The organism is Methylobacterium sp. WSM2598, assembly GCF_000379105.1.
In the GTDB taxonomy this organism is placed as follows: domain Bacteria; phylum Pseudomonadota; class Alphaproteobacteria; order Rhizobiales; family Beijerinckiaceae; genus Methylobacterium.
This window is the reverse complement of the sequence record NZ_KB900609.1, coordinates 4154329-4173240: the sequence shown is the minus strand read 5'-3', so window position 1 is coordinate 4173240 and position 18912 is coordinate 4154329. Positions and strand designations below refer to the sequence as shown.

General features: G+C 72.5%; 17 protein-coding genes and 1 pseudogene. 13 read left to right on the top strand and 5 right to left on the bottom strand.

What is annotated here, in order from left to right:
- Nucleotides 1–407: 407 nt before the first annotated feature.
- Nucleotides 408–947 carry a c-type cytochrome gene (locus MET2598_RS0119905; protein WP_012331527.1) on the bottom strand — a complete coding sequence of 180 codons (540 nt, stop codon included), beginning with the start codon at nt 945–947 and terminating at the stop codon, nt 408–410.
- Nucleotides 948–1229: 282 nt separating this feature from the next.
- Between MET2598_RS0119905 and MET2598_RS0119900 the strand changes: the two genes are divergently transcribed.
- The 5 genes from MET2598_RS0119900 to rffA all read left to right on the top strand — a co-directional run bounded on the left by MET2598_RS0119900 (nt 1230) and on the right by rffA (nt 5710).
- Nucleotides 1230–1973 carry a 3-deoxy-manno-octulosonate cytidylyltransferase gene (locus MET2598_RS0119900; protein WP_026190831.1) on the top strand — a complete coding sequence of 248 codons (744 nt, stop codon included), beginning with the start codon at nt 1230–1232 and terminating at the stop codon, nt 1971–1973.
- Nucleotides 1974–1995: 22 nt separating this feature from the next.
- Nucleotides 1996–2850 (top strand): prephenate dehydratase, encoded by an 855-nt coding sequence (locus tag MET2598_RS0119895; protein ID WP_012331529.1) that lies wholly within the window; start codon nt 1996–1998, stop codon nt 2848–2850.
- A 139-nt stretch (nt 2851–2989) separates the two neighbouring features.
- Nucleotides 2990–3397, top strand: a complete 408-nt coding sequence (locus MET2598_RS0119890; RefSeq protein WP_012331530.1) for a cytidine deaminase — start codon at nt 2990–2992, stop codon at nt 3395–3397.
- Nucleotides 3394–4218 (top strand): purine-nucleoside phosphorylase, encoded by an 825-nt coding sequence (locus tag MET2598_RS0119885; RefSeq protein ID WP_018262077.1) that lies wholly within the window; start codon nt 3394–3396, stop codon nt 4216–4218. Before MET2598_RS0119890 ends, MET2598_RS0119885 begins: the two co-directional genes overlap by 4 nt.
- Nucleotides 4219–4564: 346 nt before the next feature.
- Nucleotides 4565–5710, top strand: a complete 1146-nt coding sequence (gene rffA / locus MET2598_RS0119880; protein ID WP_018262076.1) for a dTDP-4-amino-4,6-dideoxygalactose transaminase — start codon at nt 4565–4567, stop codon at nt 5708–5710.
- Between the two features lie 158 nt (nt 5711–5868).
- Here the strand turns inward: rffA and MET2598_RS0119875 are convergent, their stop codons facing one another.
- A complete protein-coding gene (locus MET2598_RS0119875; RefSeq protein ID WP_012331533.1) occupies nt 5869–7455 on the bottom strand; it encodes a peroxidase family protein in 1587 nt (528 codons plus the stop codon).
- A gap of 815 nt (nt 7456–8270) precedes the next feature.
- On the opposite strand from MET2598_RS0119875, the gene MET2598_RS0119870 reads away from it, so the two are divergent.
- The 6 genes and pseudogenes from MET2598_RS0119870 to MET2598_RS43800 all read left to right on the top strand — a co-directional run.
- The gene (locus MET2598_RS0119870; protein WP_018262075.1) at nt 8271–8924 is read left to right on the top strand and encodes a carboxymuconolactone decarboxylase family protein; all 654 of its coding nucleotides are present in this window, start codon (nt 8271–8273) and stop codon (nt 8922–8924) included.
- A gap of 152 nt (nt 8925–9076) precedes the next feature.
- Nucleotides 9077–9871 (top strand): class II aldolase/adducin family protein, encoded by a 795-nt coding sequence (locus tag MET2598_RS0119865; RefSeq protein ID WP_018262074.1) that lies wholly within the window; start codon nt 9077–9079, stop codon nt 9869–9871.
- Between the two features lie 197 nt (nt 9872–10068).
- Nucleotides 10069–11079 carry a fumarylacetoacetate hydrolase family protein gene (locus MET2598_RS0119860; protein ID WP_018262073.1) on the top strand — a complete coding sequence of 337 codons (1011 nt, stop codon included), beginning with the start codon at nt 10069–10071 and terminating at the stop codon, nt 11077–11079.
- 11 nt (nt 11080–11090) lie between these two features.
- The gene (locus MET2598_RS0119855) at nt 11091–11948 is read left to right on the top strand and encodes a transporter substrate-binding domain-containing protein (protein ID WP_018262072.1); all 858 of its coding nucleotides are present in this window, start codon (nt 11091–11093) and stop codon (nt 11946–11948) included.
- 118 nt (nt 11949–12066) lie between these two features.
- Nucleotides 12067–14232 carry a carboxypeptidase-like regulatory domain-containing protein gene (locus MET2598_RS0119850; RefSeq protein ID WP_018262071.1) on the top strand — a complete coding sequence of 722 codons (2166 nt, stop codon included), beginning with the start codon at nt 12067–12069 and terminating at the stop codon, nt 14230–14232.
- A gap of 29 nt (nt 14233–14261) precedes the next feature.
- Nucleotides 14262–14456: pseudogene (locus tag MET2598_RS43800) on the top strand (helix-turn-helix domain-containing protein); the annotation flags it as partial.
- 150 nt (nt 14457–14606) lie between these two features.
- Here the strand turns inward: MET2598_RS43800 and MET2598_RS0119840 are convergent.
- Together MET2598_RS0119840 and MET2598_RS36940 are read right to left on the bottom strand one after the other, a co-directional pair.
- Entirely contained in the window at nt 14607–15584 is a 978-nt protein-coding gene (locus tag MET2598_RS0119840) for an acetamidase/formamidase family protein (protein WP_018262069.1), read from the bottom strand.
- Between the two features lie 14 nt (nt 15585–15598).
- A complete protein-coding gene (locus MET2598_RS36940) occupies nt 15599–16120 on the bottom strand; it encodes a hypothetical protein (protein WP_018262068.1) in 522 nt (173 codons plus the stop codon).
- 56 nt (nt 16121–16176) lie between these two features.
- Between MET2598_RS36940 and MET2598_RS0119830 the strand changes: the two genes are divergently transcribed.
- Nucleotides 16177–16512 carry a transposase gene (locus MET2598_RS0119830; RefSeq protein WP_018262067.1) on the top strand — a complete coding sequence of 112 codons (336 nt, stop codon included), beginning with the start codon at nt 16177–16179 and terminating at the stop codon, nt 16510–16512.
- 60 nt (nt 16513–16572) lie between these two features.
- Here the strand turns inward: MET2598_RS0119830 and MET2598_RS0119825 are convergent, their stop codons facing one another.
- Complete coding sequence (locus MET2598_RS0119825; RefSeq protein WP_018262066.1) at nt 16573–17955, bottom strand: class II 3-deoxy-7-phosphoheptulonate synthase; 1383 nt, start codon at nt 17953–17955, stop codon at nt 16573–16575.
- A 595-nt stretch (nt 17956–18550) separates the two neighbouring features.
- Here MET2598_RS0119825 and MET2598_RS0119820 point away from each other — a divergent pair.
- Entirely contained in the window at nt 18551–18901 is a 351-nt protein-coding gene (locus MET2598_RS0119820; RefSeq protein ID WP_236728760.1) for a hypothetical protein, read from the top strand.
- Nucleotides 18902–18912: the final 11 nt, after the last annotated feature.

Genomic DNA, 18912 nt, shown 5'->3' with positions numbered 1-18912 from the left:
CTCCCATGCGGGATGGGATATCGGGTCGATGGGAGCGCACAAGTGCCGATCGGCACGCGGTGTGCCCGCCCGCGCGGCGATCTCGGCTGGCAGGGCCGTGATCCGGGATCCGCTTGATCGAAGCGGATCCCGGATCACACGCCCGCGCGGCGCCTGAGCGAAGCCCAAATCCGCCATCCCGAAGGGATCAAGCGGATCACCAGCCCGCGCGGCGCCTGAGCGAAGCCCAAATCCGCCATCCCGAAGGGATCAAGCGGATTTGGCATGACACGACGAAGGCCGGGCGCCCGCCCGGCCTTCCGCGCCGACGATGGTCCGCCCCGGTCGGGATCCGGGATCAAGGCTTTCGGATCAGGGCTTGGGCATCAAGGCTTGGGCATCAGGGCTTGGGCATCAGGGCTTGGGCATCAGGGCTTGGGAAAGTCGACCGGCTTGTCCGAGAGCGTCTTCAGGTAGGCCAGGATGTCGGCGCGCTCGGCGCCGGAGGACACGCCCGCGAAGGCCATGATCGTGCCCTGCACGTAGCCCTTCGGGTTGTGGATGAACTGGTCCAGGTCCTCGTAGCTCCAGTCGCCGCCCTTGGCCTTCATCGCGGCCGAGTAGTTGAAGCCCTCGTGGCTGCCCTTCGGCCGGCCCACGACGCCCCAGAGATTCGGCCCGACCTTGTTCGCGCCGCCCTTGTCGAAGTTGTGACAGGCCGCACATTTCTTGGCCGCCGACTGGCCCTTGGCGGCGTCGGCGCTGGCGAGGCGCACCGGCAGGGGCTCCTCCTTGGGCGCCGCCTCGCCGCCGCCCGCCGGCGCCTCGGTGGCGGCCGCGAGCGCGTAGCCGCGATCGCCCGCCGGCTTCGGCTTGTAGATCAGCTCGGCGAGGAAGCCCGTGCCCATCGCGAACAACAGCGTGCCGAGCACGGCACCGGCGACCTTGTTAAGCTCGAAGGAATCCATGTCTCGGCAGCTCCGGTGCTCGAACGAGCAGGGCCTCGTAGGCGGTTGGAGGTGGCGGGGACGGCCCGAACCGGCCGCGCGCGCGGGGAACACACGGCGGGGTGCTTAGCCGTTCTCCCGCGCCATTGACAATGGCTCCAACCAACGTCGGTTGGTCGCAGACGCGGCCCGGGCCGCACTTGAGCGCGGCCCGGGCGGCGCCGCGGTGGCGGGCAGACCCGGATATGGTCTATGGAGCGCGCGAATCCCGGCTCGCGCCTCTCGCTCCTCTCCGGTTCGTCCATGTCCGATCCGCTGATCCTGATCCCCGCCCGCCTCGCGGCGACCCGCCTGCCGGACAAGCCGCTCGCGGAGATCTGCGGCGAGCCGATGATCGTCCACGTCTGGCGCCGCGCGATCGAGTCGGGTCTCGGCCCGGTCGTGGTCTGCACCGACACGCCCGCCATCGTGGCGGCGGTGGAGGCCGTGGGCGGGCTCGGGGTGCTGACCCGGCCCGACCACCCCTCGGGCTCCGACCGCCTCGCGGAGGCGCTCGCGATCATCGACCCGGAGGGGCGCCACGACGTGGTGGTGAACGTGCAGGGCGACCTGCCGACGATCGACCCCACCGTCATCGCCGCCTCGGTGACCCCGCTCGCCGACCGCGCCGTCGACATCGCGACCCTCTGCGCCGTGATCACGCGACCCGAGGAGCGCACCGAGCCGAGCGTGGTCAAGGTGGTGGGCTCGCCGGTCTCGCCCACGCGGCTGCGCGCCCTCTACTTCACCCGCGCGACCGCGCCCTGGGGGGAGGGGCCGCTCCACCACCATATCGGCCTCTACGCCTATCGCCGCCGGGCGCTGGAGCGCTTCGTCGCCCTCGGCCCGAGCCCGCTGGAGCAGCGCGAGAAGCTGGAGCAGCTGCGCGCCCTCGAGGCCGGGATGCGCATCGACGCCACCGTCGTCGACGACGTGCCGCTCGGCGTCGACACCCCCCACGACCTCGATCGCGCCCGCGCCGTGATGGCGGCCAGGCGCCTCAACTGACCAGAAGGCCGCGTCCCTCCCGATGACCCGCACGATCTCCTACCAGGGCGAGCCCGGCGCGAACTCGCACATCATCTGCGCCGAAGCCTATCCGGACTGGACGCCGCTGCCCTGCCCCACCTTCGAGGACGCCTTCGCGGCCGTGGCGGACGGCAGCGCCGATCTCGGCATGATCCCGATCGAGAATTCCATCGCGGGCCGGGTCGCGGACATCCACCACCTGCTCCCGGCCTCCGGGCTGCACATCGTGGGCGAGCAGTTCCTGCCGATCCATTTTCAGCTGATGGCGCTGCCGGGCGCCGATCCGGAGGCTCTGCGCAGCGTCCACAGCCACGTCCACGCCCTCGGCCAGTGCCGCAAGGTGGTCCGCCGCCGCGGCCTGAAGCCGGTGGTGGCGGGCGACACGGCCGGCGCCGCCCGCGAGGTCGCCCAGATCGGCGATCCGACCCGCGCGAGCCTGTCGCCGCGCCTCGCGGCCGAGATCTACGGGCTCACCATCGTCGAGCAGGACGTGGAGGACGAGGCCCACAACACGACGCGCTTCGTGGTGGTCGCCCGCGAGCCGTCCGTGCCCCCGCCCGAGAGCGGGCCCTGCGTGACGAGCTTCGTGTTCCGGGTCCGCAACCTGCCGGCCGCGCTCTACAAGGCGCTCGGGGGCTTCGCCACCAACGGCGTCAACATGACCAAGCTCGAGAGCTACATGGTCGAGGGCCAGTTCACCGCGACGCAGTTCTACGCCGAGGTCGACGGCCATCCCGAGGAGCCGCCCCTGCGCCGCGCCCTCGACGAGCTCGCCTACTTCTCGCGGGAGCTGCGCCTCATCGGCACCTACCCGGCCCATCCGTTCCGCGAGAGCACGCGGCCGCGGGCCGAGTAGCGGCAAGCGGCCGCCGGAGGAGCGGGAAGCGGCCGTCGCGCCCGGGACGGGCCCTGGCCGCGGCCGCGGCCGCGCGGGGCTCGACAGCGCCCCCTCGTCCCGGGCAATCATCGGGCCCGCCTCCGAGCTCGCCGACCGCATGACCGCCACCGACGCCCTCTTCGCCGCCGCCCGGGCCGTGCAGGCCCGGGCCCACGCGCCCTACTCGCGCTTCCGCGTCGGCGCCGCCCTCCTGGACGAGACCGGGGCGATCCATGCCGGCTGCAACGTCGAGAACGCGGCCTACCCGGTCGGCACCTGCGCGGAGGCCGGCGCCATCGCCGCCATGGTGGCGAGCGGGGGACGGCGCATCGCGGCGATGCTGGTGCTCGGGGACGGCGAGGCGCTGGTGACCCCCTGCGGCGCCTGCCGCCAGCGCATCCGGGAATTCGCCGCGCCGGACACGCCCATCCACGTGGCGGGGCCCGCGGGCGTGCGGCGCAGCTTCACCTTGGACGCCCTGCTGCCCGCCTCGTTCGGCCCGGACAATCTCGGGGCCGGGGCGTGAGCTCGCCCGATCCCCGCGCCGCCGCGGCCGCCGCCGCGCTGCGCGCCCGCGGCGTCGCGGGTCCCTTCGCGCTCGCCATCGTGGCCGGCACCGGCCTCGGCCCCCTCGCGGAGCGGATCGCGTCGCCCCGCATCCTCCCCTACGACGAGATCCCGCATTTCCCGCTCTCCGGCGTCTCGGGCCATGCCGGGCGGCTCGTGGCGGGCACGCTCGCGGGCCGGCCCGTGCTGCTCTTCGCGGGCCGGGTCCATCCCTACGAGCGGGGCGATGCCGCCGCCATGCGGGTGCCGCTCGCCACCCTGGCGGCGCTGGGGGGCCCGCCCCTCCTTCTCACCAACGCGGCCGGGTCGCTGCGCGAGGAGGCCGGCCCCGGGGCCCTGGCGCTCATCACCGACCATCTCAACCTGTCGGGCCTCAACCCCCTGATCGGCGAGCCCTCCGACGCCCGCTTCGTGCCCATGGTCGACGCCTACGATCCGGGCCTGCAGGACGGCCTGCGGCGGGCCGCCGCGCGGGCGGGGATTCCCCTCCACGCGGGCATCTACGCGTGGTTCTCCGGCCCGAGCTTCGAGACGCCGGCCGAGATCCGCATGGCCGGGCTCCTCGGCGCGGACCTCGTCGGGATGTCGACGGTGCCGGAGGTGATCCTCGCCCGCTTCCTCGGCCTGCGGGTCGCCGCGCTCTCGATCGTCACCAACCACGCGGCCGGCCTGCACGGCGGCAGCCCGACCCATGCCGAGACCAAGCGCGCCGCCGCGCCGGCCGCCGAGGCGGTGGGCCGGCTCGTCGAAGCCTGGCTCTCGGGACCCGGGGGACCCTGAGGCCCGGGGCCTCGCCCCCGCGCCGGTCCCGGGTGAGCGCCGCCGGCGCGCGCCGAGGATGGATATCCGGCGGTCTCATTCCGGATTTCGCGCCGACGATGCCCTAGACGAAAAGTCGTATCCAGTCGCGATGTCGCATCAAAGCAGTCACTCCGCTATCTCGGCCGGTTCGTCTGCCGGAAAAATGCTGATCGAAACTGACTCTCATCCGCGTCCCAACGGCCCAGGTGCGGCGGGACCGGGGCGATCGTCCCCACATAAGGCAGACCGGGACAGCTTGGATGGATTGACGCTGCGCTGTCGTTGCTCGATACCCGGCGCAACAGGGGTACGGAACGTGCGGTGGATGACGATCGAGTCCGAGTCCAGGATCCCGTTCGGGCGCCCCACGGTGGTCGGGCGGGAGTTCGACTACATCGCGGATGTCCTGCGCAACGGCAGCATGGCGGGGGGCGGGCCGTACACGCAGCGCTGCGAGGAGTGGCTCAAGGCCGAACTCGGCACGCACCGGGCGCTGCTGACGCATTCCTGCACGGCCGCCCTGGAGATGGCCGCGATCCTGGCGGAGATCGGGCCCGGCGACGAGGTCGTGATGCCCTCCTTCACCTTCTCGGCCACCGCCACCGCCTTCGTGCTGCGCGGCGCCACGCCGGTCTTCGTCGACATCAGGCCCGACACCCTCAACATCGACGAGCGCCTCATCGAGGGCGCGCTCACCCCCCGCACCAGGGCGATCGCGGTCGTCCACTATGCCGGGCGGGCCTGCGCGATGGACGCCGTCATGGCGGTGGCGAACGCGCGCGGGCTCGTGGTGGTGGAGGATGCCGCCCACGCCCATCTGGCGCGGGACGGGGCGCGGCCCCTCGGCACGATCGGGCATCTCGGCTGCCTGTCGTTCCACGAGACCAAGAACGTGATCGCCGGCGAGGGCGGCGCGCTCCTTGTCAACGACCCCCGCCTCGCCGCGCGCGCCGAGATCGTGCGCGACAAGGGCACCGACCGCAGCCGCTTCCTGAGGGGCGAGGTCGACAAGTACACGTGGCAGGATGTCGGCTCCTCCTACGGCCCGAGCGAGATCGTGTCGGCGTTCCTGCTGGCCCAGCTCGAGCGCGCGGCGGCGATCTGCGACGAGCGGCGCGCCCTCTGCGACGCCTACCGGGCCGGCCTCGCCCCGCTCGCCGCGCGCGGCCTCGTCACCCTGCCGGAGGCGGCGGGCACCCAGACGAACGGCCACATCTTCTGGCTGCTGACGCGCGACGAGGACACCCGCAACCGCCTCCTGGCGCATCTGGGTGCGCGCGGCATCCAGGCCACCTTCCACTACGTGCCGCTCCATTCGGCGCCGGCCGGGCGGCGCCACGGGCGGGCCGGGTCGAGCCTCGCGGTCACGGATTCGGTCAGCGCGCGCCTCGTGCGGCTGCCGCTCTTCCTCAACATGACGGGGGGCGAGATCGCCCGGGTCGTGGCCGCGGTCGAGGCCTTCTACGCCTGAGCGGGGCGCCCCGCGCCGCGGCCCCTCATGCGCCATCCGGTTGATCGCTTCGCCATCTCGCATTTCGGCGATGCGGATGTCGGCTGCGCTCAGGCGCCGCGCTCAGGCGCCGCGCGGGCTCGGGATCCGGGATCCGCTTCGATCAAGCGGATCCCGGATCAGGCGGAGGAGCGGTGGAGCGGGTGGTCCATCGTGATGCGCAGCCCCCGGCCGCCCCCGGGCAGGTTGCGGGCCGCGATGTCCCGCAGCGTGGAGGTCTCGGCGATGCAGGCCATGCCCGCCCGGGTGAACGTGTCCGCGTTGTAGACCTGCGGCGACAGGAGCGGGTTGGTCAGCGCGTGCGAGAACGCGTCCGCCGCCACCATGCGGCCGATCAGCGGCGGCACCGCCGCCCGCGGCGGCAGGTCCTCGGCGAAGAGCCCGACGAAGAACTCGATCCGGTCCACCGTCCCGTACAGGTCCCGCAGGGCCGCCACCACGTCCGGATCGCCGCTGATCTGCTCGAAGCGGGTGATGCGGGGATAGTTCATCAATTCCCGGTAGTCGTTGTAGCTCGCCAGCCGGTTGGTGCGGCCCTGCTGGACGCTCGCCCGCTCGACCTCCCGCAGCATCTCGGCGGTGTTGAAGAGGCCGAGGCGCCACGCCTCGGTCGCGCTGGCGGCGTGCAGGGCCGCGCCGAGTCCCTCCGCCAGGAGCGGCCCGTTCCCGAAGCGGGTGCCGGCCATCGGGACCTCGCCGTCCCGCCATCGCACCCGCTCGGGCACCAGGCTGTGCCACCGGTAGAGCAGGTTGAACTCCACCGGGATCCAGTTCTCGCGGTTCCATCGCGCGCCGTAGCAGGGCGTCGGGTCGGCCAGCAGCCTGAACCAGTAGGGCGAGATGTGGTTGATGTACTCCTCGACCACGACCTTGATCAGCTGGACGATGTTGATGGCGCGGGCGGTCTGGAAGATCCGCTCGTCGTCCCAGTCCGGCTCGGCGGCTTCGAGCACGCCGCAGAGCCGGTTGTGCTCGCGCAGGAACAGGGTGTTGATGGCCGCGGTGAAGAGCGTGGCGTTGGCCCGCTCGCCCCCGAAGGCGAAGAGGGTGGCCTTGCGCTCCGGCGGGAGCGTGTCGGGCATCTTCACCGGATCGGGCACGGCCGAGAAGCGCGGGTCGCGCCGGCCCTCCGGGTCGAAGAGGCGCGGCGCCCATTCCTCGCCGCCGTGCATCTCGGAGAGGAGCCGCCCGCGCTCCCCGCGGGCCTCGCTGCGCCGCCGCAGGGCCGCCTGCACCGCCTCGGTGAGCCCGTAGATCTGGCTCAGGTCGATCTGGTGATTGGTCCGGGTGCGGCGGGTATCGGCGGGGTCCGTCATCAGGAACCCGTCCGTGAACCATTGGGCGAAGCTCGGGAACAGGAGGGTCGAGCGGGTCGACAGGCGCGGCCCTTCCGGCCGCGTCACGAAGAGGCGCGCCACCGCGTCCAGGGGCGGCAGCGGGTCGAGATCTCCGGGCGGCGCGTAGCGCGAGAACCACGTCCTGTCGGTGAGCGACGACCAGGAGCTGTAGGGTGCCATGGTGCTGAGCCGCAGCGGCCGCATCGGCGCCTTGCGCACGGCATTGTCGACGATCAGCCGGTTCAACAGGCGCGCGAGCCAGGGCTGCCGGTTGGCGACCTGCCAGAACGGCCTGCCGCGCGTGAGCAGGAAGGTCTCGATCGTGTTGCGCAGGCCGTCCCGGCTGGTGTCGCGGGCGGAATCCACCATGGGCGCACTCCCGATCCGTGAGGGGCGACGAGAGTGATCCGCGCGGCGCGGGCCACCCGCCGTCCAAGAAGGCGCCCGCACGGCCGCGAGGCCTCTGCCGCGTCGCGAGCGCCGGATCTCTCGGTGAAATCTCCACGGATGTCCCCTGGGGCATCCGAAAACACGACGCTGAGAAACAGCGTTCGAACCAGCCACGGTATTGCTCGATTGGGCCTGTTTTGTCAATGCCGCGGGGGCGAGAATCGTGATCTTTCGCACATGTCGGCATGCGCCGAAGCTTGAATCATCAGAAATATATCTCAGTCATATGATTCTATGAATAGCTTGCGAGATTATTTCATTTACGGAGACATCGCGCAAAATCGGCAGATGAATATAGTGAAAAAACGGGGGAGAGAAAGGCGAATGACGAATTTCATCCGGCATGGACAATGGGAAAGGAGCCGTTGCGGAGGGGCGGGGCGCCGCCCGCGGGAAGGCACCGCCACGGGGGCGACGGCCCTGGCTCCTGCCTCGGCCGCAGGAATGCCCCAGAGGCAGGTGGCGGTAAAGCCGTACCCCATGAAATCCGATCCTGTGATCGCGTGATCGTCCGGGGCCGCCCGCATGATCGAGCGGCTGATCCGGCGATGGACCCTGCCTGCCGGCATGCTGCTGTCCGGCCTGCCCCGCCCGCCGGCGCCCGCGCGGCGGCGGCCGGCTGGACATCGGCTGCCACGCGGTCGACCTTATGCCGGCGCGGAGCCCGCATTCCGGCGGGCCCGCGTCGCGCGCGGCCCGCATCCCGACGGGCCCGCGCCAGGGAGGACAGGCCGATGCGACGCAACCTCGTGGGATTCGTGCTCCTCGCCGGGCTCGGGGCGGGCGGGCTGACCGCCTGGCAGGCGCGGGCGCCGGCCCTCGGCAGGGAGCCGCGCTTCCCGCAACTCACGCTGGAGACCCTCACCGACCAGCAGCGCCCGCTCGGCGAGAAGATCATGAAGATCTCCAGCGTCGGGCTCGCCGGCCCCTACAACCCGATGATCCGCAGTCCCGAGATGGCGCAGCGGATGTACGACCTCCTCGACTACCTGCGCTGGCACACCTCGGTGCCGACGCGGCTGAACGAGTTCGCGATCCTGATCACGGGGCGGCTCTGGCGCTCGCAGGTCGAGTGGTACGCGCATCATCCGCTGGCCCTCAAGGCGGGCCTGTCCGAGGAGGTCGCGGCCGATCTCAAGGCCAATCGGCGCCCGCGGGGCATGAAGCCCGACGAGGAGGCGGTCTACGATTTCTGCATGGAGCTCTCCACCAAGCACGCGGTCTCGGACGAGACCTTCGCGCGGGCGAAGGCCGTGCTGGGCGAGCAGGGCGTGGTCGACCTCACGGCCCTGACCGGCACCTACGTCACGGTGGCGATGCTGCTCAGCATGGCCGAGGAGGGCGTGCCGCCCGGCAAGGAGCCGCCCTTCAAGCCGGGCGAGCCGTGAGCCGCGCGGGGCTCGCCCCGCCGCGGCGGCCCGGTTGACTCAACCGGGAATACGCTGATCCTCGGTCTGAACACGCCACGCTCGCAGGTGCCGTCCTGCGCGGCCCCACGCGCGCCGGGTCACGGCCGCCCCGGGGAGGAAGGAGCCCGCCCATGAAGGGGGTCGTCGGAGCGGTCTGCCTCGCCCTGTGGGCCTGGCTCGGCATGGGCGCGGGCGCCGCGCAGGAGCGGCCGGGGCCCGCGCCGCCCGCCGCCCTCGTCGCGGATCTGGTCGCCGCCAACCGCATCCTCGCCGACCAGGGTGTGGTCGACGGTTTCGGCCATGTCAGCGTGCGGCACCCCGAGGACCCGAACCGGTTCCTGATGTCGCGCTCGGTGGCCCCGGCCCTCGTCGCGGCCGCGGACATCATGGAGTTCGACCTCGACGGCAACCCGCTCGATCCCCGCGGCCGGGCGGTGTTCCTGGAGCGGTTCATCCACGCCGAGATCTACCGCGCCCGGCCCGACGTGCACGCCGTTGTTCACAGCCACTCGCCGGCCGTGATCCCCTTCGGCATCGCCCGGACGCCCCTGCGGCCGGCCTACCATATCGCCGCCTTCCTGGGCGCCGGGGTGCCGGTCTTCGACATCCGCGGCGCGGGCGGGGAGACCGACATGCTGGTGCGCGACTCCAGGCTCGGCCGCGCCCTCGCGGCGACCCTGGGCGACAAGGCGGTCGCCCTGATGCGCGGCCACGGGGACGTCGTGGTCGGCCCCACCCTGCCGCTGGCGGTCTTCCGGGCCGTCTACACCGAGGTGAATGCGCGCATTCAGAGCCAGGCGATGGCGCTCGACGGGCCGCCGGTCTTCCTCGACCGCGAGGAGGCCGAGAAGGCCGACAGGGCGCTCGACCAGATCCACCTGCGGGCCTGGGATCTCTGGAAGCGGAAGGTGACGGCGGCACCCTGAGGGCCACGCGCCGGTGGGGTTACCGGTTCGGCGGCACCACGATGCGGCGAGCCGGCTCGCCGGGATCGCCCGACGCCGCCTGCGCCGCTCCCGTGCGGACTGGAACGAAAGCGGCGGCCGGCTCTTGGTTGTGCCGCACGTCGTCCGGCGAACCGGTCGCCGCGTCGTCGGACGATGCTGCAGGGAGGGACACGGACATGCAGGCAGATCGTCGCGATTTCCTGATGGGCGCGGCCGGGCTGGCGGCCGCCGGCGCCGGGACGGCCGCGGGGCTGCGGACCGGGGCGGCGGCCGCGGCGGCCTCCTTCGAGATGCCGCGGGGCATGACGCTGCTCAACATGCAGCGCCAGGGGGGCTACGGCCTCGGCGTCAAGACGGAGCGGGGCATCCTCGACGTGACCGCGGCCGCGGCGAGCCTCGGCCTGCCCGCGCCCGCCGACATGGACGACCTCCTGCAGAACGGGAAGGGCGGGCTGCTCCGGGCGGTGGCGGACGGGGCGGCGCGCGGGCCGGACACCCTCTACCTGCGCGAGGAGGCCGTGCGGTTCGCTCCCCTCGTCACGAGGCCCGAGAAGATCATCATGATGGGCTTCAACTACCGGCACCACGCGGCCGAGACCGGAACCCCCATCCCCAAGGACCCTCCGCTCTTCAACAAGTACAACAACGCGCTCAACCACCATGGCGGCACCATCAAGCTGCCGACCGCGGTCGCGCGCGAGTTCGACTACGAGGTCGAGCTGGTGATTGTGTTCGGGCGGGAATGCTCCAACGTGTCGGAGGCGGAGGCCCTGGACTGCGTGGCGGGCTACGCCACCGGCAACGACTTCAGCGCCCGCGACCTGCAGACCCTGACGTCGCAATTCATGATCGGCAAGACGGCGGACGGTTTCGCGCCGCTCGGCCCCTACCTCGTCACCAGCGACCTCGTGAAGGACCCCAACAACCTGCGGCTGGAGACGCGGGTCAACGGCGTCCAGCGGCAGGACTGGAACACCAACGACATGATCTTCAACTGCCGCCAGCTGATCAGCTTCGCCTCCAAGATGATGACGATCAAGCCGGGCGACATCTTCTACACGGGAACGCCGCACGGCGTGATCTTCGGGGAGAAGAAGCCGCGCGCCGAGCGGCAATGGCTGAAGCCCGGGGACGAGGTCGCCTGCAGCCTGGAGGGCCTGGGCGAGCTGCGCTTCCGCCTCACCTGACGGCGTCGCGGATGCGCCGCCTGAGCCTGATCGCCGCCCTGGCGGCCGCCCTCGCCGGGCCGGCGCGGGCGCAGACGGCGCCGGAGCTGGCGCCGGGCGCGCCGGACCTGGCGCCGGGCGCGCCGGACTTAGCGCCGGGCGCGCCGGACCCGGCGCGCCAGGATCTCGCGCCGGGAGGCGTCCTGCGCGCGGCGATCAATTTCGGCAATCCTGTGCTCGCCCGGCGCGACCCGGCCACCGGGGCGCCGGAGGGCGTCTCGGTGGATCTCGCCCGCGAATTCGGGCGCCGCCTCGGCGTCCCGGTCGTGCTCGTCACCTACGAGGGGGCGGGCTTCGTCTCGGACGCGGCGACGCGGGACGCCTGGGACATCTGCTTCCTCGCGGTCGACCCGCAGCGCGCCCAGGCGATCGCCTTCACGGCCCCCTACCTGCTGATCGAGGGGACCTACCTGGTGCGTGCCGAGTCGTCCCTGCGCACGGTCGAGGATGCCGACCGGGACGGGGTGCGGATCGCGGTCGGGCGCGGCAGCGCCTACGACCTCCACCTCAGCCGAACGCTGCGCCGGGCACAGCTCGTGCGCGCCGCGACCTCGGCCGAGGCGCTCGCGCTCTTCGCCGCGCAGGAGCTCGACGCCGCGGGGGTGGCGCAGCCGCTCAAGGCCTACGCGGCGGCGCATCCCGGGCTGCGCGTGATCCCGGGCCGTTTCATGGCGATCGCGCAGGCCGTGGGAATGCGGCCGGGCCGCGAGGCGGGGCTGCGCCGCCTGCGCGACCTCGTCGAGGCCGCCAAGGCGGAGGGCCTGGTCGCCGCGGCGCTCAGGGCCCACGGCCAGGACGCGACCGTGGCCGGGCCGGATCGGCCGCGGTGAGGACGGACCGGCGGCCGGGGCCCGGCCCCCGACGGCGCCGTCGCTCGCGGAACCTTGTCCTGGACCGCGCGCGATCGAGTTCTCAGGCATGACGAGACGATCCGCGGGAGGACGACGCATGCGTGCCGCCACTGACCTCCGGTCCGCCCTGCCGCGGCTCGCGCTCCTCGCGCTCCTCGCCGGTGCCGCGCCGGCCCGCGCGGCGCCGGAGGTCGCGATCGGGCCCGGCGATCTCGGCGGCGAGGTGACCGGGCCCGAGGGACCGGAGGCCGGCGTCTGGGTGATCGCCGAGACCGCCGACCTGCCGACGCGCTTCGCCAAGGTCGTGGTCACCGACGAGGCCGGCCGCTTCGTCATCCCCGACCTGCCCGCCGCCGGCTACCGGGTCTGGGTGCGCGGCTACGGCCTCGTCGATTCCGACAGGGCCGAGGCCCGCCCCGGCCAGGTCCTGCACCTCGCCGCCAGGCCGGCCCCGAGCGCCGCCGCGGCGGCCGAGTATTACCCGGGCGTCTACTGGTACTCCATGCTGCGCCTGCCGCCGGCCGACGCCTTCCCGGGATCGGACGACAATCCGGCCCATATCCCGGCCGGGATCCGCTCGCAGGCGGACTGGATCGACACGATCAAGAATTCCTGCCAGTCCTGCCACGCGCTGGGGTCCAAGACCGTGCGGTCGCCGAGCCCGGCGCTCGGCAGCTTCCGCACCTCGACGGAGCTGTGGGCGCGGCGCCTGCAATCGGGCCAAGCCATGGCCAACATGGCGCTGACCCTGACCCGGCTCGGGCCGGACGCGGCCCTGCCGCTGTTCGCGGACTGGACCGACCGCATCGCCGCGGGCGAACTGCCCTTCGACGCGCCGCGGCGGCCGAGCGGGATCGAGCGCAACCTCGTCATCAGCCTCTGGGACTGGGGCCTGCCGCCGATGTACCTCCACGACGCGGTCTCGACCGACAAGCGCGACCCGCGCGTCAACGCGAACGGCCCCATCTACGGCTCGCCCGAGGAGAGTTCGGACCTCGTGCCGGTGCTCGATCCCGTGCGCCACGTGGCGCGCCTGATCCGCCACCCCGTCCGCGACCCGGCGACGCCGAGCAGCCGCGACCTTCCGGCCGGCCCCTCGGTGTTCTGGGGCGACGCGCCGATCTGGGACGGGCATGCCAGCATCCACAACCCGATGATGGATGGGCGCGGACGGGTGTGGTTCACCGCCCGAATCCGCCCCGCCGCCAACCCCGCCCCGTGCCGGACCTCCCACCCCTCCGCCTCCGTCGCGCCCCTGTCGGAATCGGCGCGCCAGCTCTCGGTCTACGACCCGAAGGCGGAGAGCTGGACGCTGATCGACACCTGCTTCACCACCCACCACCTCGTCTTCGGCTACGACCGCGACGAGACCCTCTGGCTCAGCGCCGGGCAGCCGGCGAGCGGGGTCGTCGGCTGGCTCAACACCCGGGCCTTCGCGGCGAGCGGCGACGAGGCGGGCTCGCAGGGCTGGACGCCGATCGTCGCCAACCTGACCGGGAGCGGGCAGCGCGCGCCCTACGTCGGGCCCGACCAGCCGGCCGAGCCCGGCAAGGACAAGTGGGTGCGGGCGGCCTTCTACGGCGTGGCGCCAAGCCCGCAGGGGGACGTGATCTGGGGCCAGGCGATGGGGCCGGGCTTCTCGCGCATGGATCAGCCGAGCCTGCTCATCCGCCTCGTGCCCGGGGCGGATCCGAGCCGCACCGCGACGGCCGAGCTGTTCCAGCCGCCGGAGGGCAGCTTCGGGGCGCGCGGCGTGGACGTGGATTCGCAGGGCGTCGCCTGGACGGTGCTGGCGAGCGGGCACCTCGCGCGCTTCGACCGCCGCCGCTGCACCGGGCGCCTCGACGGGCCCGAGGCGGCGACCGGCCGGCACTGCCCCGAGGGCTGGACGCTCTACCGCTTCCCGGGGCCGCAATTCCGCGGCGCCGATCCCGCCGGGAGCGCCGAGCACGCCTACTACGTCTGGGTCGACGTGCACGACACGCTCGGGCTCGGGCGCGACGTGCCGGTCGCCATGGCCAATGGCGGGGAGGCGCTGCTCGCCCTCGTCGGGGAGCGGTTCGTGACCCTGCGGGTGCCCTACCCGATGGGGTTCTTCAGCAAGAACGTGGACGGGCGCATCGACGACCCCGCGGCCGGGTGGAAGGGCCGCGGGCTGTGGACGACCTCGGGCACGCGGGCGAATTTCCACGGCGAGGGCGGCAAGGGCGCCCTCGCCAAGGTGGTCAAGCTGCAGATGCGGCCCGATCCGCTGGCGCGCTGAGGCGCCGGTCCCCGGTCGGACCCGCCGCGATGCCCCGCCGCTTCCTCGATCAGCGCCTGCGGCTGTCGCAGCTGCGGATGATCGACGCCCTCGACCTGCACCGCAGCCTCCTCAAGGCCGCGACGGTGCTCGGCGCCACGCAGCCGGCCCTGTCCAACAGCCTGCACGAGGTCGAGGAGACCGTGCAGGCGCGGCTCTTCGACCGGCACGCCCGCGGCGTGCGCCCCACCGAGGCCGACCTCGTCGTCCTCGCGGCGGGCGCGAGGGCGGTGCTCGCGATCCTCACCTCCCCCCGCGGCCCCGGAGGCCAAGAGGCGCTCCGGGCCCGACGGGGCGTGAGCGCCGGGGCGGCGGGGCCCCCGCGCCGGCCGGGCTCACGCCGCCGGCAGGGCAGACTTGGGCAGGGCAGACTTGGGCAGGGCAGACTTGGGCATCAGCATGTGCACGCCCTTGTTGCCGTCCACGGTCTGGGTGATGCGCAGGTTCCCGGCGAGCGAGCAGAGCATGTAGGCTTGGTTGCGGCTGAGCGAGGTGCGCGCGCAGACGTGCTTGACCATCTCGCGCACCGCCTGCCGCATCGCCTCGTCCAGGCTCTCGTGCAGGCCGATCGCCATCAGGTCGGTCGGCGTCTCGGCGAAGGGCCAGGCGTGGTCGAGGTCCTTGCGCAGGGTGAGCCGGAAGGTCCCGGTGAGGCCGGTCTCCAGCGCGGTGACGCAGACCTCGCCGTCGCCCTGCACCCCGTGCCCGTCGCCCGCGTAGAACCCCGCCCCCTCGTTGAAGACCGGCAGGTAGAGACGGGTGCCGACCTTCAGCTCCTTGTTGTCCATGTTGCCGCCGAAGGCCCGCGGCACCGGCGAGCCGACCCGGCCCCAGGCCCGCGGCGGGGCCGTCGCCAGGATGCCGAAGAAGGGGTCGAGCGGCAGGTCGGTGCCCCAGGGCAGGGTGCAGACGCCGCGCGCGACGTCGATGTCGGGGTGGATCGTCTCGTACTCGGTGAACTCGTCGGGCAGGGTGCCGAGCAGCGGCAGGATGGCGACGAAGCCCCAATCCTGGCGGAACGCGATGTCGAGGATGTCGACCTGCAGCACGTCCCCCGGCAGGGCGCCGCGCACGTGGACCGGCCCGGTGACGAAGTGCGGGCCGTAGCCCGGCGCGTGGGCGTCGAGCGCCGCGAGGTAGTCGGCCGGCACCCGGGCGGGATCGGGATGGAGCGATTCGCGCCCCCCGGCCGGGAACGAGGACAGGGTGACCGTGTCGCCGGACTCCACCGTCAGGACGGGCGGCCTTCGGGCGTCGAAATAGCCCAGCACCATGTTCTCGGGAGTCGCCGGGATCTCGTGGTGGGTCGGCATCCGGTTCTCCTTGTTCAGACCGCGATGTGACGGGAGAGTGCGGCGCGGCTCAAGGCCGCCCGGTCGCCCTGCGCGACGACGCTGCCGCGGGAGAGGACCACGCGGGAGAGGACCACGCGGGAGAGGACCACGAAGGCGTCGGCGAGGCGGATCGCGAAATCGAGGTGCTGCTCGACCAAAGGCACGCTGATCCGGCCCTTGAGCCCGATCACCTCCTCGATCACCGCGACGATCGAGGGCTGGATGCCCTCGGTCGGCTGGTCGAGCAGGAGGCGCCGGCGCGTGGCGAGCGCCCGGGCGAGGGCGAGCTGATGCTGCCCGCCCGAGAGAGTGCCGCCGCGCCGGTGCCGGATCTCCCGCAGGGCCGGGAACAGGGCCACCACCCGTGTGCCGAGGAGGATGCCGGCGAGCCCGAGCCCCGTCGCGGGCGCCGCCATCGGCCAGCCGAACAGCAGCGAGAAGCCGGTCATGCCGTTGTTGCCGCCGAAGCCGCCCACCGCGTGGGCGGCGCAGGATTCTTGCGCGAAAATTCCCATCCGCCCCGGGGGAGGTCCGCTTCTTGCTGCCTCAGCGGCGCACGGGGAGGTCCCGCATGCGATGCTCACGGCACCCGGACGAGGAGATCGTGTTCCTCCTGCGGGAGGCGGAGAACGGGGTTCCGGTCCGGGCGATCTGCGCCCCGGCCCACGTCTCGCTCGCCACCTTCCACCGCTGGAAGCGCCGCTTCGGCGGCCTGCCGCTTCCGGTGGCGGCCCGTCTGCGCCGGGCGGAGCAGGAGAAGGCCGCCCTGCGGGCCGAGGTGCGGCGCCTGCGGCGCGCCGCGGCGCTGCCGCCGCAGGGCCGGGCGCCCGGCCCCGCGCCCGCTCCTTCCCATCGCGAGAGCGGCGCCCTGGTCGGACGCTTCGCCTCCGTGCGCGTCCTCCAGTGAGGCGGGCGCGCGACGCGTCGGCGGGAGACCCGGGCGGGAGACCCGGGCTCCCCCTCCGCGCTACTCGGCGGCCTCGATCCGGGGCCGCTCCTTGTCCCGCCGCTCGCGCTTGACGAGGTCGGCGGTCAGGAACGCCACCTCCAGCGCCTGCTCGGCGTTGAGGCGCGGGTCGCAATAGGTGTGGTAGCGGTCCCGCAGGTCGTCCGCCGTGAGCGCGCGCGCGCCGCCCGTGCACTCGGTGACGTTCTTGCCGGTCATCTCCAGGTGGATGCCGCCCGCGTAGGTGCCCTCCGCCCGGTGGACGTCGAAGAAGCCCTGGATCTCCTTCATCACCCGCTCGAAGGGCCGGGTCTTGAAGCCGCTCGCCGTGACCGTGTTGCCGTGCATGGGGTCGCACGACCACACCACCTTGCGGCCCTCGCGCTCGACCGCCCGGATCAGCCCCGGCAGGTGGTCGCCCACCTTGTCGGCGCCGAAGCGGCAGACCAGCGTCAGGCGGCCCGGCTCGTTCTCGGGATTGAGCAGGCCGATCAGCCGGATCAGGTCGTCGGGCTTCAGGGACGGGCCGCATTTGAGCCCGACCGGGTTCTTGATGCCCCGGGCGTACTCGATGTGGGCGTGGTCCGCCTGCCGCGTCCGGTCCCCGATCCAGAGCATGTGCCCGGACGTGGCGTACCAATCCCCGCTCGTCGAATCGACCCGGGTCAGGGCCTGCTCGTAGCCGAGCAGCAGCGCCTCGTGGCTCGTGTAGAAGTCGGTCTGGCGCACCTCCTGGTGCGTCTCCGGGTTGATGCCGATCGCCCGCATGAAGTCGAGGGTCTCGGTCATGCGCTGGGCGAGGTCCTCGTAGGCCGAGGATTGCGGCGAGTCCTTCACGAAGCCCAGCATCCAGCGATGGGCGTTCTCCAGGTTGGCGTAGCCGCCGGTCGCGAAGGCGCGCAGCAGGTTCAGCGTCGCCGCCGATTGCCGGTAGGCCTCGACCTGCCGCCGCGGATCCGGGATCCGGTCCTCGGCGGTGAAGCCGATGCCGTTGACGATGTCGCCGCGGTAGCTCGGCAGGGCGACGCCGTCCTGCGTCTCGGTCGGCGAGGAGCGCGGCTTGGCGAACTGGCCGGCGATGCGCCCGACCTTCACCACCGGCGAGCCGCCCGCGAAGGTGAGCACCAGCGCCATCTGCAGGAAGACGCGGAAGAAGTCGCGGATGTTGTCGGCCGAATGCTCGTCGAAGCTCTCGGCGCAGTCGCCGCCCTGGAGCAGGAAGGCCTCGCCCGCCGCCACCGTGGCGAGGCTGCGCTTCAGCTTGCGCGCCTCACCTGCAAAAACCAGCGGCGGAAAGCTCGCGAGCTGACGTTCGACCGCCTCCAGCGCCACCGCATCGGGATAGTCGGGCACCTGCTGGATCGGCAGCCGCCGCCAGCTCGAGGGGGTCCAGCGCTCGCTCATTGGTCTCTCCTGCACACCTCTCCTGAAGGGTCACGGGTGGGCCCCGGGGATGGAGCCGCGCTTATAGGGCGGTTGCGGTCAAGAAGCGAGGGTGCTGCGCGGGCCCCGCCGCCCGGTTGCAGCGCCGACCGGCGCCGCTCCCCGGCGCCCCAGGGGCAGGCGGCGCCGGACGCAGCGGCAGGGGCGGGGACGGGCCGCGCCGCCGATGCAGAGCCGGCGCCCGGCGAGGCATCCGGCCCGGCGCGCGGGGCGCCATCATTCCGCAGCAAGGCCCTCGGAACGCTCGCGGAAGCCCGATCCTGCCTCGCCGGCGCGCGGTGATCGTCCGGCAACGCTTCGGATTGCATCAAATGCGATTGCCCCGAAAACAATAACCTGTGCACGTTACAGAGAGGGGCTGTAGAGATAACAACCGAAAATTGTGCGAGTGCTGTAAACGGAATGTTCACACATTGTTCATCTTGCAACGCGGCCGCGAAGCAGCAAGCATCGCCGATGTAAACGATGATTTGAGCTGCTGGCCGAGGGCGACATGCGATTGCGCATCGGAGAGAGGCTGCATTTGACTTTGTCCGGTGCAGGCGACCGCGCGATCGTGAGCCTCAATACTTTTGCGCTGACGCAACCTGCACTGACCGAATTTCCGAGCAGCGAGGACGGCTTCACCTTCGACGCGACGCGCTGGCTGCATCCGGGCCGCAACATCCTCTCGGTCGTGCTGCTGGGCCCGGCCGGCGCGGTCCCCTTCCGCCTCCTGGTCGAGCCGAGCGGGACGGCGTCCTGGATCCTGGACGAGGCGGATTTCCTCCCGCTGGCGGCGCCCTGGCGATTGTGGACCTGCGCCATCGAGGTGGGCGAGGCGCAGGAGGCCGCCTCCCTCGGCGGGGCGGGCGGCTTCCTCCCCGGCTTCCTGCGCCGCGGCGACGCGCGCCGGGCGAGCGCCTGAGCCGGCGCGCC

What these genes read in the sequence shown, in the direction of transcription:
- MET2598_RS0119850 (WP_018262071.1), top strand. Translation starts at nt 12,067, where the DNA reads ATGCGTGCCGCCACTGACCTCCGGTCCGCCCTGCCGCGGCTCGCGCTC.
- MET2598_RS0119860 (WP_018262073.1), top strand. Translation starts at nt 10,069, where the DNA reads ATGCAGGCAGATCGTCGCGATTTCCTGATGGGCGCGGCCGGGCTGGCG.
- MET2598_RS0119870 (WP_018262075.1), top strand. Translation starts at nt 8,271, where the DNA reads ATGCGACGCAACCTCGTGGGATTCGTGCTCCTCGCCGGGCTCGGGGCG.
- MET2598_RS0119855 (WP_018262072.1), top strand. Translation starts at nt 11,091, where the DNA reads ATGCGCCGCCTGAGCCTGATCGCCGCCCTGGCGGCCGCCCTCGCCGGG.
- rffA (WP_018262076.1), top strand. Translation starts at nt 4,565, where the DNA reads ATGACGATCGAGTCCGAGTCCAGGATCCCGTTCGGGCGCCCCACGGTG.
- MET2598_RS0119865 (WP_018262074.1), top strand. Translation starts at nt 9,077, where the DNA reads ATGAAGGGGGTCGTCGGAGCGGTCTGCCTCGCCCTGTGGGCCTGGCTC.
- MET2598_RS0119875 (WP_012331533.1), bottom strand. Translation starts at nt 7,455, where the DNA reads ATGGTGGATTCCGCCCGCGACACCAGCCGGGACGGCCTGCGCAACACG.
- MET2598_RS0119840 (WP_018262069.1), bottom strand. Translation starts at nt 15,584, where the DNA reads ATGCCGACCCACCACGAGATCCCGGCGACTCCCGAGAACATGGTGCTG.
- MET2598_RS36940 (WP_018262068.1), bottom strand. Translation starts at nt 16,120, where the DNA reads ATGGGAATTTTCGCGCAAGAATCCTGCGCCGCCCACGCGGTGGGCGGC.
- MET2598_RS0119825 (WP_018262066.1), bottom strand. Translation starts at nt 17,955, where the DNA reads ATGAGCGAGCGCTGGACCCCCTCGAGCTGGCGGCGGCTGCCGATCCAG.
- MET2598_RS0119905 (WP_012331527.1), bottom strand. Translation starts at nt 947, where the DNA reads ATGGATTCCTTCGAGCTTAACAAGGTCGCCGGTGCCGTGCTCGGCACG.
- MET2598_RS0119830 (WP_018262067.1), top strand. Translation starts at nt 16,177, where the DNA reads ATGCGATGCTCACGGCACCCGGACGAGGAGATCGTGTTCCTCCTGCGG.
- MET2598_RS0119895 (WP_012331529.1), top strand. Translation starts at nt 1,996, where the DNA reads ATGACCCGCACGATCTCCTACCAGGGCGAGCCCGGCGCGAACTCGCAC.
- MET2598_RS0119890 (WP_012331530.1), top strand. Translation starts at nt 2,990, where the DNA reads ATGACCGCCACCGACGCCCTCTTCGCCGCCGCCCGGGCCGTGCAGGCC.
- MET2598_RS0119900 (WP_026190831.1), top strand. Translation starts at nt 1,230, where the DNA reads ATGTCCGATCCGCTGATCCTGATCCCCGCCCGCCTCGCGGCGACCCGC.